The organism is Anaplasma phagocytophilum (assembly GCF_023476575.1).
GTDB lineage: Bacteria > Pseudomonadota > Alphaproteobacteria > Rickettsiales > Anaplasmataceae > Anaplasma > Anaplasma phagocytophilum_A.
Map to the genome: position 1 here is coordinate 1 of NZ_JAHLEX010000013.1, position 14080 is coordinate 14080.

The following is a 14080-nucleotide window of genomic DNA, read 5'->3' on the forward strand; positions in this document are numbered from 1 at the left end:
CCGATGTGCGAGCGCCAGGTGTAGGAATAGGAATTCGTGGAGTTATATTGAGACTATTGATAACCTCGGTTTCTGTTGTTCTCCTTTTTGGCTTCGTTCATATCATCATTGATGGAGTGTCGATAGGTAATTTCCATATTGCGGGAATCAAGGATATCTTTCAGGGTGCGAGTATATATGCCATTGCAGTTATTCTGGCAATAGTTTATGTCGCAGTCCTTCTTTATAAGCCTGCAAGTACTGTTAAGGATGACGATGATGTATATGGGGATGGATCTGAGAGCGTATGGAGCATCTTTCGACAGGGGTTGCACTATTTTATTCCGGTGGTAATACTGGTATGGTCATTGGTGGTAGAGAGGGTTTCGTCTTCATTAGCATGCTTTTGGACCAACATCTTTCTTATGTACATGTTACTGGTAGATGGTGTTGTTGCAGCGGTGCGTAGACGTGATTTTTCTGGCATAGCGCCTGCATTTGTTGATGCTTTAAAGAAAATATGTGCTGCTATGCTGAATAGCGCAAGAAATATGCTTCCCATAGCGGTTGCTACCGCGACTGCTGGTATAGTTGTTGGAGTTGTAGGCTTAACTGGCTTTGGCTTGGCAATGGGTTCTTTTGTCGATGTTTTGGCAGGCAATAGCGTCTTTATAGCTTTGTTTATCACTGCTGCTATATGCATAGTTTTGGGTATGGGTATGCCCACTACTGGGTGTTATATAATAGTTTCAACGCTGGTTGTTCCCGTTTTGGGAATTATGGCTCATAAGAATGGGCTATCTACGGCTCCAATAGCGTTGCATTTGTTTGTGTTTTACTTTGGTCTTATGGCTGATATAACGCCTCCTGTGGGTATAGCGTCGTATGCTGCAGCGGCTATAGCTAAGGCTAATGCTTTTAAAACGGGGGTGCAGTCGTTTTTGTATAACATCAAGACTATGGTTATCCCGTTCATGTTTGTGTTCAATAATGATCTCATTCTATATGGTGTAGAAAATGTGTGGAGAGCGGCCTTAGCTATAGCGCAGGCTCTGCTTAGTATTATCGTGCTTTCTGCTGGTATGCAGGGGTTTTTCCTAAGACGTAATAGGTTTTATGAATCTATGATCTTGCTCGTTTTGGCATTTGCACTAATGGCTCCTAACTATATTGCTGGGATGATATCTAGTAATCGTACTGATGTCACGTTTGAGCAGAGTACTATGCGTATGGGCAAAGGTGATTCTATTACAGTAAATTTTGATAGGTCCATAGGTGAAAAAGTGAAGAGTGGGTACGTTGTGGTGCCGGTACGTGATGGCTTTGAGGGTAGTGTGTTTAGGATGCTCAAAGACAGGGTAGGGTTGGTAGTAGAGCGTATTGACGGAGCAATGGTGGTGCAGAGTATTTACCAAGGCAGTTACGTTGCGGAAGATATTGAGAGTGGTGATGTAATAACTGGATTGGTTATATCTAGAAAGAATGAAAATGGTGATTATGTGAGCGTAGCGGCCATTTTAATGTTGGTGATGTTAGCATTTTTCCAGGCGCGTACTAGGGATAGCATTGGGCGGTGAAGGGCGTCTATGGTTTTAGACATTACAGTGGTGCTTCTTGCGTTGCTTTTAATGGTTCTGGGTTGTATAAGGGGGTTTGTAAAGGAAGCCTTAGGGATCGCGGGGTTGGTTGCGGTTGTCTTAGTTACTATATCGCACGGTGACTATTTTTCTGAAATATATGGAGCGAGGGTACGTTCTGAGACTCTAGCTGAGGTGTTTTCCAGAATTACTGTATTCATTGGTTCTATGGCCTGTGTAATTCTTGTGAATGGAGTAGTAATTCGAATATTGTCTCCTCTGAGGCACAGTTTATTGGATAGGGTTTCGGGATCTATTTTGGGGATGGCCAAGGGGCTCTTTTTATCGTACTTTCTGTTTTTGGCTATGGAGACCTTTTTGTACATTTTCGCTCCGTACCCCAAGCATGATCTAGACACTCGTATCGAGTTACCTGGCTGGTTTGTTGAGACATATTCGTATAACGTCTTTTCTGTAGCTAGTGAATATGTAGGCAGTGTGGTATCTGATGATACATATGAAAGGATTACTCTGATTGTACGGAGTTTTCTGGATAAAAAGCGTGCCAGTCATAGGCCTGGTAAATACGAATATTCGGATGAAATCTAGATGTTATAGTTCTTGATTGTGTCTTGCTCTGGTATATAATACCTGAGTGATTTTTTTTGTTCATGAGAGGTTTTATAGTGCCTTTTTACGAGTTTGCTTTTATAGCGCAGCAAGGTCTTACACAGTATGAGTTGGAAGGGCTCTCTAAGGGATTGACCGCTTTGTTGGTGAAGATGGGGGCTGAGCTCGTTAAATATGAGTACTGGGGGCTTCTGGATTTTGTATACAGTATCGCCAAGAATAACAAGGGGCATTACTGTATGATGTACGTACGGGCTGAGCCTGCTGCTATGGATGAATTTAAGCGCAAGGTGAAGTTGAACGAGGATGTATTGAGATTTTTGTGTTTGAAGGTGGATAAGGTCCCTGAGGGGCGTTCTGCTATGATGGGTTCAGATCAGGATTAGGAGGTTTTCTGTGTCGCATGGGGGTAAAAGACGTAGTGGAGATGGGGGTTCAGAAGGGAGTTCGTATTCTCCTTTAGTGTACTTGAAGAGGCCGTATTTTAGGAAATCTAGATCGTGTCCTTTGGCGCAGTGTCCTGATGAGGATATAGATTATAAGAATAAGGTCTTGCTTTCGAAGTTCGTCTCTGAGTACGGCAGGATTCTTCCAAGTAGGATAACGTCTGTATCTGCTAGAAAGCAGAAGTTGCTGGCGCGCGCTATTAAGAGAGCTAGATATCTTGCTTTGTTGCCTTATTGCTAAATTAAGTGAAATGTGGGTCTTTGATGTTATCGGTAATTCTTAAGTCTAGCATAAGAGGGCTGGGCAAGGCTGGTGAAGTTGCTAAGGTTAGGCCTGGGTATGCTAGGTATCTTTTGGCAGATGGAAAGGCGATGCGGGCTACGAAGAGAAACGTGGAGCTCTTGGCGGAGAAGCTTGCTGTCATGAAAGAAGAGAGTAGTCAGAAGCTAAGAGAGGCGGAGAAAGTGGCTGAGGCTCTTGCGGGAGAGTGCTTCGTCATGATTAGGCAGGCTTCGGATGATGGGAAGCTCTTTGGTTCTGTTGCTGTGCGAGATGTTGCAAGGTTGCTTGGTGGTCTTGGTTATAATGTGCAGCCTAAGGAAGTGTTCTTCAGTGAGGTAATAAAGCGCATAGGCGAGTACGAGATTAATGTCGAGTTACATGCTGATCTGGTTGCGGTAGTTAAGCTGCATGTTGTGAGAAATGAGGCTGAGGCTGAGCGGACAAGGTTGCAAGTTGCTCGGGATAGGAAAAGTAGAAATGCTGCTGCCGCTTCGGAGGTGCAAGGTGCGCCTGTAGAAGACGGGGGAGATGAGGTTGCGTCTGTTGATGCGGTTGCAGCTGAGGATGGTGGTGTCGATGCTGGCGACGGTACTGCTTAGGTTATTTTGAGGGAATTCGTTTATGGTTGGGTACATTGGGGACATCCATATAAGTGAGAGTGATTCTGAGGTTGCTGAGTGCTTATCTGCTGAGTATAAGCGGCAGAATACATCTCTGCAGATGATAGCCTCGGAGAATTTTGTTAGCCGTGCTGTTCTGCAGGCTCAAGGATCGGTCTTAACTAATAAATATGCGGAGGGGTATCCTGGTAGTAGGTATTACTGTGGTTGTTCTGAGGTAGACGTTGCGGAGACTTTAGCTGTGGAGCGTCTATGTAAGTTATTTGACTGTAAATACGCTAATGTTCAACCTCACTCGGGATCGCAGGCGAATCAGCAAGTATACATGGCGTTGTTGAAGCCTGGAGACACTGTGCTGGGGATGTCGTTAGACTCAGGGGGTCACTTGACACATGGTGCAGGGCCTAATGTATCGGGGAAGTGGTTTAATGCTGTGCCCTATAATGTTAGGCGTGACACAAACCTTCTGGATATGGATGAGATAGAAGAGATTGCTTTGAGGGTGAAGCCTAATTTGATCATAGCAGGAGCTTCATCGTATCCTAGACATATAGACTTCAAGGCCTTTAGGGCTATAGCTGATAAAGTGGGTGCATATTTTCTAGCAGATATAGCGCATTACTCAGGATTAATAGCGGGAGGTCAGTATCCGACGCCGTTTGGTCATGCGCACGTAGTGACTTCAACTACGCATAAGACGTTACGTGGTCCCCGTGGTGGCGTGATAATGACAGATGATGAAGAGATATACAAAAAGATAAGGTCGGCAGTATTTCCTGGTATGCAGGGAGGTGCTCTGATGCATGTAATAGCAGCAAAAGCAGTCGCTTTTCGTGAAGCGATGAGTCCGGATTTTAAGGTATATGTTAGCCGGATTCTTGGTAATTCTCGTGCTTTAGCAGCGGTTTTGGCTGCTGGAGGGTTGGATGTAGTGACTGGGGGAACTGACAGTCATATGGTGGTTGTTGATTTGCGGTCTAAGGGGCTCACTGGCAGGGATGTTTCGTCTTCGTTGGAGAGAGCTGGGATTGTATGTAATAAAAATGCTGTTCCATTCGATACCGAAAAGCCGTGGGTAACGTCTGGCATTAGATTGGGTGCTGCTGCCGAAACTTCTAGAGGATTGGTAGTCAAGGATTTTGAGAAGATAGGGCAACTTGTATTGAAGATTGTAGACTCTATGAGGGCTGGAGCAGATATGTCCGTAGTGGAGTTGGGGGTTCGAGAAGAGGTTGCTGCTCTTGTTAGGGTAGTGCCGTACGATACTTTGGCTTGCTAGGTGTTTTTAGCTGCTGTTGGCGTCGGCTTAAGTATTGTTGGTTTCGTAAGGGGTATGCGCTTGTTTGCCTGATGTTAGTTATCTGCATTTGGATCACGCTACAGCGCGTGTTTGTACGCAGTTGGTTTTAGTTTTTACATAGATTTGTTGTAGCTTATCCGAGAGTGCTTGGGTCATCGAGTTGCTTTGCTAGTAGCAGTAAGGATTTTGCAATCAGGGCATTGTTAATGGTAGATAAAGGTTCGGGTGTTGGTTATCTAGATCTAGCTCGGGGGGCATTGGATTCCTTAATGTCGCTGGTAGAGGAGATGAGCTTGTCTGCGGGGTCTTCGCTTTCTTGTGACAGTAATGGGGATGTTATTGAAATCTCTGATGGGGATTCGGATTATTTGATCAGTTGGCATGCGCCAACCCAGCAGATATGGGTGGCGTCGCCGGTAAGTGGGTCCGTGCGCTTTGTGTATGATGCGGATCAAGGTTTGTGGTGTGATCAGGGGAGTGGACGTGAGTTGTTCACTTTAGTGAGGCAGGAAATTTGCGAGATTTTTTGTTAGGGAAGTAGGTATTAGATGAGGCTGCTTCTTTCCTATATTAAGCCTTATAGGAGGTATTTCTTATCTGCGGCGGCTGTTGTAATGATTAGTTCAGGAGCGATATTGGCTTTTGGGCGTGGTTTGAGTGCTTTAATAGATGATGGCTTGTTCGGCGGAGATACAGGGGCTTGGCCTCTGATTTGGATTTTTTTGCTTACTTCAGTAATTGCTACAGGCTCGTATTTACGTCTTTGGCTCTGTGGAATAGGAGCAGAATTTGTTGTACGGGATTTGAGGTGTCGGTTATATGATAAGATAATTAGTCTATCACCTAGCGTACTTGAGACAACTAGTACTTCATTATTGATGTCGCGTCTTATGGCAGATACTGCGGCATTGCATTCCATTCTAAGCGGTAGTGTTTTGTTTATATTTCGTAACATTACTGTGTTTCTCAGCAGTGTAGGCATGCTGATCTATACAAATTTTCTTTTAACTGTGCGTATTGTTTGGGTAGTACCTTTATTGCTCCTGATAGTTGCTTTTTTGGGCAGGCGAGTTAAACGTGCGGGGGTGTTTTCGCGGATGAGGAAGGACACACTGGCACATTTTAGTGAAGAGACGTGCAGGGGTCTGAAAGTTATTCAGTCTTTGGTGGCTGAGAAAAGGGTTCAGCAGAAATTTTCTTGTTTATTGGAAGAAGTTTCTGATTCTGAGAGTAAATATGTGGTCTTGAGGGCGCTATTAGTCACATTAATAATTGCTTCTGTTGCTGGATCTGTGGGGGTTGTTCTATGGATTGGAATTAAGGCAGTAGCTGAGCATGATATGAGTGGAGGTGCATTGTTGTCATTTGTTTTCTATTCGGCATTGGCGGCTGGTTCAGTCAATGGCTTAGGGGATAATATGCATGATCTTCAGAAAGCAGTAGGGATTTCGGAGGATATTGATGCATTGCTTAATATGCCGTCATCTATAAATGATGCGTTGGAATGTAAGGATGTTTATGAAATTAAGGAATCAGTTGACATAAACGATATAACTTTTGCTTATGCAGGTAAGAAGGAGATTCCTGTTCTCAAGGGAATTAGCCTATCAATGAAGAAAGGAGAAAAAATAGCTATAGTAGGATATTCAGGGAGTGGGAAGAGTACTATAGTCGACCTATTATTGAGGTTCTACGACGTTAGCAGTGGCAGCATCACTATTGACGGAGTAGATATCAGGCAAATCTCCTTGAGAAGCTTGCGGACGCTTTTTTGTGTTGTGTCGCAAAGTCCTATTATATTCTCGGGTACTATTTTGGACAATATAACTTACGGAATCCGTGATTACACTGAACAGGAATTGAATCGTGCTATAGAAGGTGCAAATATAGCAGATTTTATTAATGAGCTACCTAATAAAATTCATACTTTTGTTGGTGAAAAGGGAGTATGCATATCTGAGGGGCAAAAACAGAGAATTGTTGTAGCTCGTACCATACTTCGGCGTCCTGAGGTGCTTATTTTGGATGAGGCAACTTCAGCGCTAGATTCTGATAATGAAGACAAGGTATACAGGGCATTACGTGAGTTAATGCGGGATAAGTTGACAATAACAGTTGCGCATAGGCTCGCTACTATTGTTAATTCTGATAAGATTGTCGTTCTTCATGACGGTATTATACAGGAAGTAGGAACACACGATACGCTAATGCAAGATGATGATAGCCTGTACGCGAGGTTATTTAAACTCCAGTGTAAAGTAGGGGCCAGCAGTATATCAATATAAGCAGTGTGTTTCCTTATAATCTTTAGTATCTTAGGTTACCACACCATAGGGTGAAATGTGTGTCTGTTAAGCTCTTTATAAAAAGCACATTACGTGCGTCAGGTTGGATAATAAGCTCGTAACAGTGCTGGCACTACCAAACGCTTCATATTCCGTAGCCTCATCCACCATCTAGAGCTTCAATCCTTTTATCATCATCTGCTTTATTTTCGCTATCGCCTTAGTAGGATTCAGATCCTTGGGAGAAGTCTTAGTACAATTACGGTATTGGTGGTGCCAGGGTTGAGCTTGAGATTGGTTACGAGTGCTTCAGGGCTAAGGGTATTAGAGATAGTGGTAGTAAGGAAGATGAAGCTGATACAGTATATCTACTAGCTAAGGAGTTAGCTTATGATGTAGTGTCTCTCGTTTACAAATGAGTTTAATATGCGAGGAGACTGAGTAACTACGCTCCTCCGAATATCTAAAAGCAGTCTCTAGGTATGTTTTGTCTCGTAATCTTTCGATTTCATATCTGGTTTATGTATAGGGTTCTCTTAGGTTCTCTTATTAGATAAGGTAAGGACATTGTTCACTTTGCTAAGGCTGTTGAAATCTCTCACCCTATCATCGATACCAAGGTTTGTAGTGGAACTCATGCAAAGATCGAGAGTACTGATACTACAACGACAACTTATGCTGTGGATATAGGATCGACCGATAGTACGAAGACGGCTCAATGCAGTGGTTTTGGGGGCAGTGCGACGGCGAAGGGACTCGTTACTTTTGCTACGAATGTAGGGTTAGTAGAAGGTAAAAACTGGCCTACGGGTAAGGCTGGGAAGAGTAGTGGTGGTCCTGTTCTGGGTGCGCCTAATAGTAATGCCAATGCTATGGCAAAAGACCTAGTAAAGGAACTCACTCCTGAAGAAAAAACCATAGTAGCTGGGTTACTAGCTAAAACTATTGAAGGTGGAGAAGTTGTTGAGATTAGGGCGTTTTCTTCTACTTCAGTTATGGTAAATGCTTGCTGTTATATTTAAGTAAAGGTTTAAGGGTGGTGCTTTACGCTTGTATTGGTCTGGGCGGTAACTTAGTTGGGGCATTATAGTATGACACTTGTACAACTTAAAAGCATCCTCCAAAAACGCAAGACGCTCCGCAGTTGCAGTATCCCTACTATCAACCAACCACCTGTATACCTGTAATAATGCCGCAGGTCCCAAATACTTATCTATAGCATCGTTATGGCTGTTTACTAGATTTGTAGTTATATGTGGCTACGTGATGGATGGGTTTTCTTAATGAAGCATGATTTTTGTTACATATGTATAGGATTGAAAAATACGCCATATATTATGTATAAGGACTTGACTAATATTCCTTAAGTTCTAAACGAGTTCAAAGTTGTGTTGACTCCATAGGGGATTGTGGTAGCCTAAAAGTAGTTCCAGTTAAGTTATCAGTGTGATTGAAGTGTCTAGATCCGCATATGAAGTTGTGGACCATGAGTATGACGTGGTTGTTGTTGGTGCAGGTGGTGCGGGATTGCGCGCTGTAGTGGGTATGACAGCAGCAGGTCTTTCAGTTGCATGCATTACTAAAGTGTTTCCAACACGGAGCCACACTGTTGCTGCGCAAGGTGGTATCAGCGCTGCGTTGGGCAATATAACAGAGGACGATTGGCGATGGCACATGTTCGATACAGTCAAGGGTTCTGATTGGTTGGGGGATCAGGATGCGATTGAGTATATGTGTAAGAACGCGATGCAGTCTGTTATAGAGCTGGAGCATTGTGGGGTGCCTTTCTCTAGGACCAAGGAAGGTAAAATATATCAGCGTCCCTATGGTGGGATGACAACGGAATACGGCAAAGGTAAGCCAGCGGTGCGTACGTGTGCTGCGTCGGATAAAACAGGTCATGCTATATTACATGCTTTGTATCAGCAGTCTTTGAAGTTTGATGCGAAGTTTTTCGTCGAGTACTTCGCGATAGACTTGATAATGAGTGAAGATAATCGGTCGTGTTGTGGGGTATTGGCATGGTCTTTGTGCGATGGTGTTTTACATAGGTTTCGTTCTCATGCAGTAGTTTTGGCTACAGGCGGGTATGGGCGTGTATATTTTTCAGCAACTAGCGCGCATACATGCACTGGAGATGGTGGTGGAATGGCGGTGAGGGCTGGTATTCCGCTTGAGGATATGGAATTTGTGCAGTTTCACCCTACGGGCATATATGGTTCTGGGTGCTTGATGACAGAAGGCTGCCGTGGTGAAGGAGGCTACTTGCTGAATTCTGCCGGAGAGAGATTTATGGAGCGTTATGCTCCGAAGGCAAAGGACTTGGCTTCACGTGATGTTGTAAGTCGTTCAATGACTATGGAGATACGAGAAGGCAGGGGAGTAGGTGAGAAAAAGGATCACATATATTTGTCCATTGTGCATCTAGATCCTAAAGTTATCCATGAGAGGCTTCCTGGTATAAGTGAAACAGCGAAGACGTTTGCTGGTGTTGATGTTACTAAGGAGCCCATACCCGTGATTCCTACGGTTCACTACAACATGGGTGGTATTCCGACTAACTATCATGGAGAGGTTCTATCATTAAATAGCGGTAGTGGTAGTTACGAGGTGGTAGAGGGTTTATTTGCTATAGGGGAAGCAGCTTGTGTATCTGTACATGGTGCGAATCGTTTAGGGTCGAATTCTTTGTTGGATTTGGTGGTATTTGGACGTGCGGCTGCGATTAGGGCGAAAGAGGTTATAAAGCCTGGAGCTTTGCATAGGCCTACTAGGAAGGATTTTGAAGATTGTATAATAGATAGATTTGATCGCATGCGTTACGCTAACGGCGCTACAAGGGTTGCGGAGATACGTGGTCGTATGCAAAATGTGATGCAGGAGCATGCTGCAGTATTCCGTGTCGCCGAAGTGCTTGAGAAGGGTAAAAAGGAGATCAGGAAAGTTGCCGCAATGATGAAAGATATTTCGGTGACTGATAGAAGTATGGTTTGGAACAGCGATCTGGTAGAGGCGTTAGAGCTTGCGAATATGATGCCGCAAGCTGTAGTGACGGTTGATTGTGCAGCAAATCGTAAGGAGAGCAGGGGTGCGCATGCGCGGGAAGATTTTCCAGAGCGTGATGACGAAAATTGGATGAAGCATACTATTGCGTGGTGTAACTGTGATACGTATGAAGTAAAGATAGGCTATAAAGAGGTAGCTACTTATACTTTGACAAATGAAGTAGAGTATTTTCCTCCGCAGAAAAGGGTTTATTAGAAAGGGTTAATAATATGGTGCAGTTTTCTTTGCCAAAAAACTCCAAGATAAACCCGAATGGTAAGGTATATAATGCGGCGGAGGGTGCTAAGCGCACTGGGTGTTTTAAAATATACAGGTGGTCACCTGATGATGGGGAGAATCCAAGGATTGATACCTACTATATAGATTTGGACAAATGTGGGCAGATGGTCCTCGATGCGCTCATTAAAGTTAAGAATGAGTGTGACTCAACTTTGACTTTCCGGAGGTCATGTCGTGAGGGGATATGTGGGTCGTGTGCGATGAATATAGATGGTACGAACACGCTGGCATGTACGAAGTATATTTCTGATATTAAGGGTGATATCAAAATATTCCCATTGCCGCATATGAATGTTATCAAAGATTTGGTGCCAGATTTAGGTAATTTTTATAAGCAGTATAAGTCTATAAGTCCTTGGTTGAAGTCTGATGGTGCGAGGTCTGATAAGGAGGAGCATCTTCAGAGTATTGAGGACAGGAGTAAGTTGGACAAGGTATACGATTGCATTTTGTGTGCGTGTTGTAGTACAAGTTGTCCAAGTTATTGGTGGAATCCAGATAAGTATTTAGGGCCTGCGGCGTTATTGCAGGTATACAGGTGGTTAGTTGATAGTAGGGATACAGCAACTGAGGAGCGACTTGCGTTTTTAGAGGATGCCTTTAAGTTATACAGATGTCATACTATCATGAATTGTACTAAGACTTGTCCCAAGGATCTGAATCCTGCTAAGGCGATAGCGAAAATAAAGCAGATGATGATAAAAGGATTGGAGCTCTAGATGGTAGGTGAGGCTACAGAATATACGAAGCGCTTGGTAGTGCCAGCACTTGAAAATGTGTTATATCAGGAACATAGGGTGTTAGATCATGGTTTTGTGCGGGTTATTGACTACATGGTGGATTGTGGTAGCCTAAAAGTAGTTCCAGTTATGTTATAGTGTGACTGAAGTGTCTAGATCCGCATACGAAGTTGTGGACCATGAGTATGACGTGGTTGTTGTTGGTGCGGGTGGTGCGGGATTGCGCGCTGTAGTGGGTATGACAGCAGCAGGTCTTTCAGTTGCATGCACTACTAAAGTGTTTCCAACACGGAGCCACACTGTTGCTGCGCAAGGTGGTATCAGCGCTGCGTTGGGCAATATAACAGAGGACGATTGGCGATGGCACATGTTCGATACAGTCAAGGGTTCTGATTGGTTGGGGGATCAGGATGCGATTGAGTATATGTGTAAGAACGCGATGCAGTCTGTTATAGAGCTGGAGCATTGTGGGGTGCCTTTCTCTAGGACCAAGGAAGGTAAAATATATCAGCGTCCCTATGGTGGGATGACAACGGAATACGGCAAAGGTAAGCCAGCGGTGCGTACGTGTGCTGCGTCGGATAAAACAGGTCATGCTATATTACATGCTTTGTATCAGCAGTCTTTGAAGTTTGATGCGAAGTTTTTCGTCGAGTACTTCGCGATAGACTTGATAATGAGTGAAGATAATCGGTCGTGTTGTGGGGTATTGGCATGGTCTTTGTGCGATGGTGTTTTACATAGGTTTCGTTCTCATGCAGTAGTTTTGGCTACAGGCGGGTATGGGCGTGTATATTTTTCAGCAACTAGCGCGCATACATGCACTGGAGATGGTGGTGGAATGGCGGTGAGGGCTGGTATTCCGCTTGAGGATATGGAATTTGTGCAGTTTCACCCTACGGGCATATATGGTTCTGGGTGCTTGATGACAGAAGGCTGCCGTGGTGAAGGAGGCTACTTGCTGAATTCTGCCGGAGAGAGATTTATGGAGCGTTATGCTCCGAAGGCAAAGGACTTGGCTTCACGTGATGTTGTAAGTCGTTCAATGACTATGGAGATACGAGAAGGCAGGGGAGTAGGTGAGAAAAAGGATCACATATATTTGTCCATTGTGCATCTAGATCCTAAAGTTATCCATGAGAGGCTTCCTGGTATAAGTGAAACAGCGAAGACGTTTGCTGGTGTTGATGTTACTAAGGAGCCCATACCCGTGATTCCTACGGTTCACTACAACATGGGTGGTATTCCGACTAACTATCATGGAGAGGTTCTATCATTAAATAGCGGTAGTGGTAGTTACGAGGTGGTAGAGGGTTTATTTGCTATAGGGGAAGCAGCTTGTGTATCTGTACATGGTGCGAATCGTTTAGGGTCGAATTCTTTGTTGGATTTGGTGGTATTTGGACGTGCGGCTGCGATTAGGGCGAAAGAGGTTATAAAGCCTGGAGCTTTGCATAGGCCTACTAGGAAGGATTTTGAAGATTGTATAATAGATAGATTTGATCGCATGCGTTACGCTAACGGCGCTACAAGGGTTGCGGAGATACGTGGTCGTATGCAAAATGTGATGCAGGAGCATGCTGCAGTATTCCGTGTCGCCGAAGTGCTTGAGAAGGGTAAAAAGGAGATCAGGAAAGTTGCCGCAATGATGAAAGATATTTCGGTGACTGATAGAAGTATGGTTTGGAACAGCGATCTGGTAGAGGCGTTAGAGCTTGCGAATATGATGCCGCAAGCTGTAGTGACGGTTGATTGTGCAGCAAATCGTAAGGAGAGCAGGGGTGCGCATGCGCGGGAAGATTTTCCAGAGCGTGATGACGAAAATTGGATGAAGCATACTATTGCGTGGTGTAACTGTGATACGTATGAAGTAAAGATAGGCTATAAAGAGGTAGCTACTTATACTTTGACAAATGAAGTAGAGTATTTTCCTCCGCAGAAAAGGGTTTATTAGAAAGGGTTAATAATATGGTGCAGTTTTCTTTGCCAAAAAACTCCAAGATAAACCCGAATGGTAAGGTATATAATGCGGCGGAGGGTGCTAAGCGCACTGGGTGTTTTAAAATATACAGGTGGTCACCTGATGATGGGGAGAATCCAAGGATTGATACCTACTATATAGATTTGGACAAATGTGGGCAGATGGTCCTCGATGCGCTCATTAAAGTTAAGAATGAGTGTGACTCAACTTTGACTTTCCGGAGGTCATGTCGTGAGGGGATATGTGGGTCGTGTGCGATGAATATAGATGGTACGAACACGCTGGCATGTACGAAGTATATTTCTGATATTAAGGGTGATATCAAAATATTCCCATTGCCGCATATGAATGTTATCAAAGATTTGGTGCCAGATTTAGGTAATTTTTATAAGCAGTATAAGTCTATAAGTCCTTGGTTGAAGTCTGATGGTGCGAGGTCTGATAAGGAGGAGCATCTTCAGAGTATTGAGGACAGGAGTAAGTTGGACAAGGTATACGATTGCATTTTGTGTGCGTGTTGTAGTACAAGTTGTCCAAGTTATTGGTGGAATCCAGATAAGTATTTAGGGCCTGCGGCGTTATTGCAGGTATACAGGTGGTTAGTTGATAGTAGGGATACAGCAACTGAGGAGCGACTTGCGTTTTTAGAGGATGCCTTTAAGTTATACAGATGTCATACTATCATGAATTGTACTAAGACTTGTCCCAAGGATCTGAATCCTGCTAAGGCGATAGCGAAAATAAAGCAGATGATGATAAAAGGATTGGAGCTCTAGATGGTAGGTGAGGCTACAGAATATACGAAGCGCTTGGTAGTGCCAGCACTTGAAAATGTGTTATATCAGGAACATAGGGTGTTAGATCATGGTTTTGTGCGGGTTATTGACTACATGG

Annotated in this window: 12 protein-coding genes and 4 pseudogenes; 15 read left to right on the forward strand and 1 reads right to left on the reverse strand. The window is 44.0% G+C overall.

The genetic code is table 11. The features are described from left to right. The 9 genes and pseudogenes from KPX09_RS01350 to KPX09_RS05770 all read left to right on the forward strand — a co-directional run. Nucleotides 1-1556, forward strand: a 1556-nt coding sequence (locus tag KPX09_RS01350; protein WP_249548617.1) for a DUF3394 domain-containing protein, incomplete at its 5' end; no start/stop codon positions are given. A gap of 9 nt (nucleotides 1557-1565) precedes the next feature. Then, nucleotides 1566-2165 carry a CvpA family protein gene (locus KPX09_RS01355; RefSeq protein ID WP_249548618.1) on the forward strand — a complete coding sequence of 200 codons (600 nt, stop codon included), beginning with the start codon at nucleotides 1566-1568 and terminating at the stop codon, nucleotides 2163-2165. A gap of 77 nt (nucleotides 2166-2242) precedes the next feature. Beyond that, the gene (rpsF, locus tag KPX09_RS01360) at nucleotides 2243-2572 is read left to right on the forward strand and encodes a 30S ribosomal protein S6 (protein WP_249548619.1); all 330 of its coding nucleotides are present in this window, start codon (nucleotides 2243-2245) and stop codon (nucleotides 2570-2572) included. Between the two features lie 10 nt (nucleotides 2573-2582). Further along, nucleotides 2583-2873, forward strand: coding sequence for a 30S ribosomal protein S18 (gene rpsR / locus KPX09_RS01365; protein WP_011450302.1), 291 nt, complete (start codon nucleotides 2583-2585; stop codon nucleotides 2871-2873). 23 nt (nucleotides 2874-2896) lie between these two features. Further along, the gene (rplI, locus tag KPX09_RS01370) at nucleotides 2897-3514 is read left to right on the forward strand and encodes a 50S ribosomal protein L9 (protein ID WP_249548620.1); all 618 of its coding nucleotides are present in this window, start codon (nucleotides 2897-2899) and stop codon (nucleotides 3512-3514) included. Nucleotides 3515-3536: 22 nt separating this feature from the next. Next, nucleotides 3537-4814: a serine hydroxymethyltransferase gene (gene glyA, locus KPX09_RS01375; RefSeq protein WP_249548621.1), complete on the forward strand. Its 1278-nt coding sequence runs from the start codon at nucleotides 3537-3539 to the stop codon at nucleotides 4812-4814. 164 nt (nucleotides 4815-4978) lie between these two features. Then, the gene (locus KPX09_RS01380; protein ID WP_249548622.1) at nucleotides 4979-5368 is read left to right on the forward strand and encodes a frataxin family protein; all 390 of its coding nucleotides are present in this window, start codon (nucleotides 4979-4981) and stop codon (nucleotides 5366-5368) included. Nucleotides 5369-5383: 15 nt separating this feature from the next. Beyond that, entirely contained in the window at nucleotides 5384-7120 is a 1737-nt protein-coding gene (locus tag KPX09_RS01385) for an ABC transporter ATP-binding protein (protein WP_249548623.1), read from the forward strand. A gap of 260 nt (nucleotides 7121-7380) precedes the next feature. Then, a pseudogene (locus KPX09_RS05770) lies at nucleotides 7381-8210 on the forward strand (P44/Msp2 family outer membrane protein); the annotation flags it as partial. Here the strand turns inward: KPX09_RS05770 and KPX09_RS01400 are convergent. Then, a pseudogene (locus KPX09_RS01400) lies at nucleotides 8203-8334 on the reverse strand (succinate dehydrogenase iron-sulfur subunit); the annotation flags it as partial. The pseudogenes KPX09_RS05770 and KPX09_RS01400 sit on opposite strands and share 8 nt — an antisense overlap. A 241-nt stretch (nucleotides 8335-8575) precedes the next feature. On the opposite strand from KPX09_RS01400, the gene sdhA (KPX09_RS01405) reads away from it, so the two are divergent. From sdhA (KPX09_RS01405) to KPX09_RS01430, 6 genes and pseudogenes are all read left to right on the forward strand, one after another. Beyond that, nucleotides 8576-10381, forward strand: a complete 1806-nt coding sequence (gene sdhA, locus KPX09_RS01405; protein WP_249548627.1) for a succinate dehydrogenase flavoprotein subunit — start codon at nucleotides 8576-8578, stop codon at nucleotides 10379-10381. A gap of 14 nt (nucleotides 10382-10395) precedes the next feature. Then, entirely contained in the window at nucleotides 10396-11184 is a 789-nt protein-coding gene (locus KPX09_RS01410; protein WP_249548624.1) for a succinate dehydrogenase iron-sulfur subunit, read from the forward strand. Continuing rightward, nucleotides 11185-11307, forward strand: a pseudogene (locus KPX09_RS01415) (thymidylate synthase (FAD)); the annotation flags it as partial. A gap of 46 nt (nucleotides 11308-11353) precedes the next feature. After that, nucleotides 11354-13159 carry a succinate dehydrogenase flavoprotein subunit gene (sdhA, locus tag KPX09_RS01420; protein WP_249548628.1) on the forward strand — a complete coding sequence of 602 codons (1806 nt, stop codon included), beginning with the start codon at nucleotides 11354-11356 and terminating at the stop codon, nucleotides 13157-13159. Nucleotides 13160-13173: 14 nt separating this feature from the next. Further along, nucleotides 13174-13962: a succinate dehydrogenase iron-sulfur subunit gene (locus KPX09_RS01425; RefSeq protein WP_249548624.1), complete on the forward strand. Its 789-nt coding sequence runs from the start codon at nucleotides 13174-13176 to the stop codon at nucleotides 13960-13962. Beyond that, nucleotides 13963-14080 (forward strand): annotated as a pseudogene (locus KPX09_RS01430) (thymidylate synthase (FAD)); the annotation flags it as partial. It abuts the gene before it with no gap.

Excerpts from the sequence above, each read along its gene's own strand:
- KPX09_RS01355 (WP_249548618.1), top strand. The coding sequence starts at position 1,566 with ATGGTTTTAGACATTACAGTGGTGCTTCTTGCGTTGCTTTTAATGGTT.
- rplI (WP_249548620.1), top strand. The coding sequence starts at position 2,897 with ATGTTATCGGTAATTCTTAAGTCTAGCATAAGAGGGCTGGGCAAGGCT.
- glyA (WP_249548621.1), top strand. The coding sequence starts at position 3,537 with ATGGTTGGGTACATTGGGGACATCCATATAAGTGAGAGTGATTCTGAG.
- KPX09_RS01385 (WP_249548623.1), top strand. The coding sequence starts at position 5,384 with ATGAGGCTGCTTCTTTCCTATATTAAGCCTTATAGGAGGTATTTCTTA.
- KPX09_RS01410 (WP_249548624.1), top strand. The coding sequence starts at position 10,396 with ATGGTGCAGTTTTCTTTGCCAAAAAACTCCAAGATAAACCCGAATGGT.
- KPX09_RS01425 (WP_249548624.1), top strand. The coding sequence starts at position 13,174 with ATGGTGCAGTTTTCTTTGCCAAAAAACTCCAAGATAAACCCGAATGGT.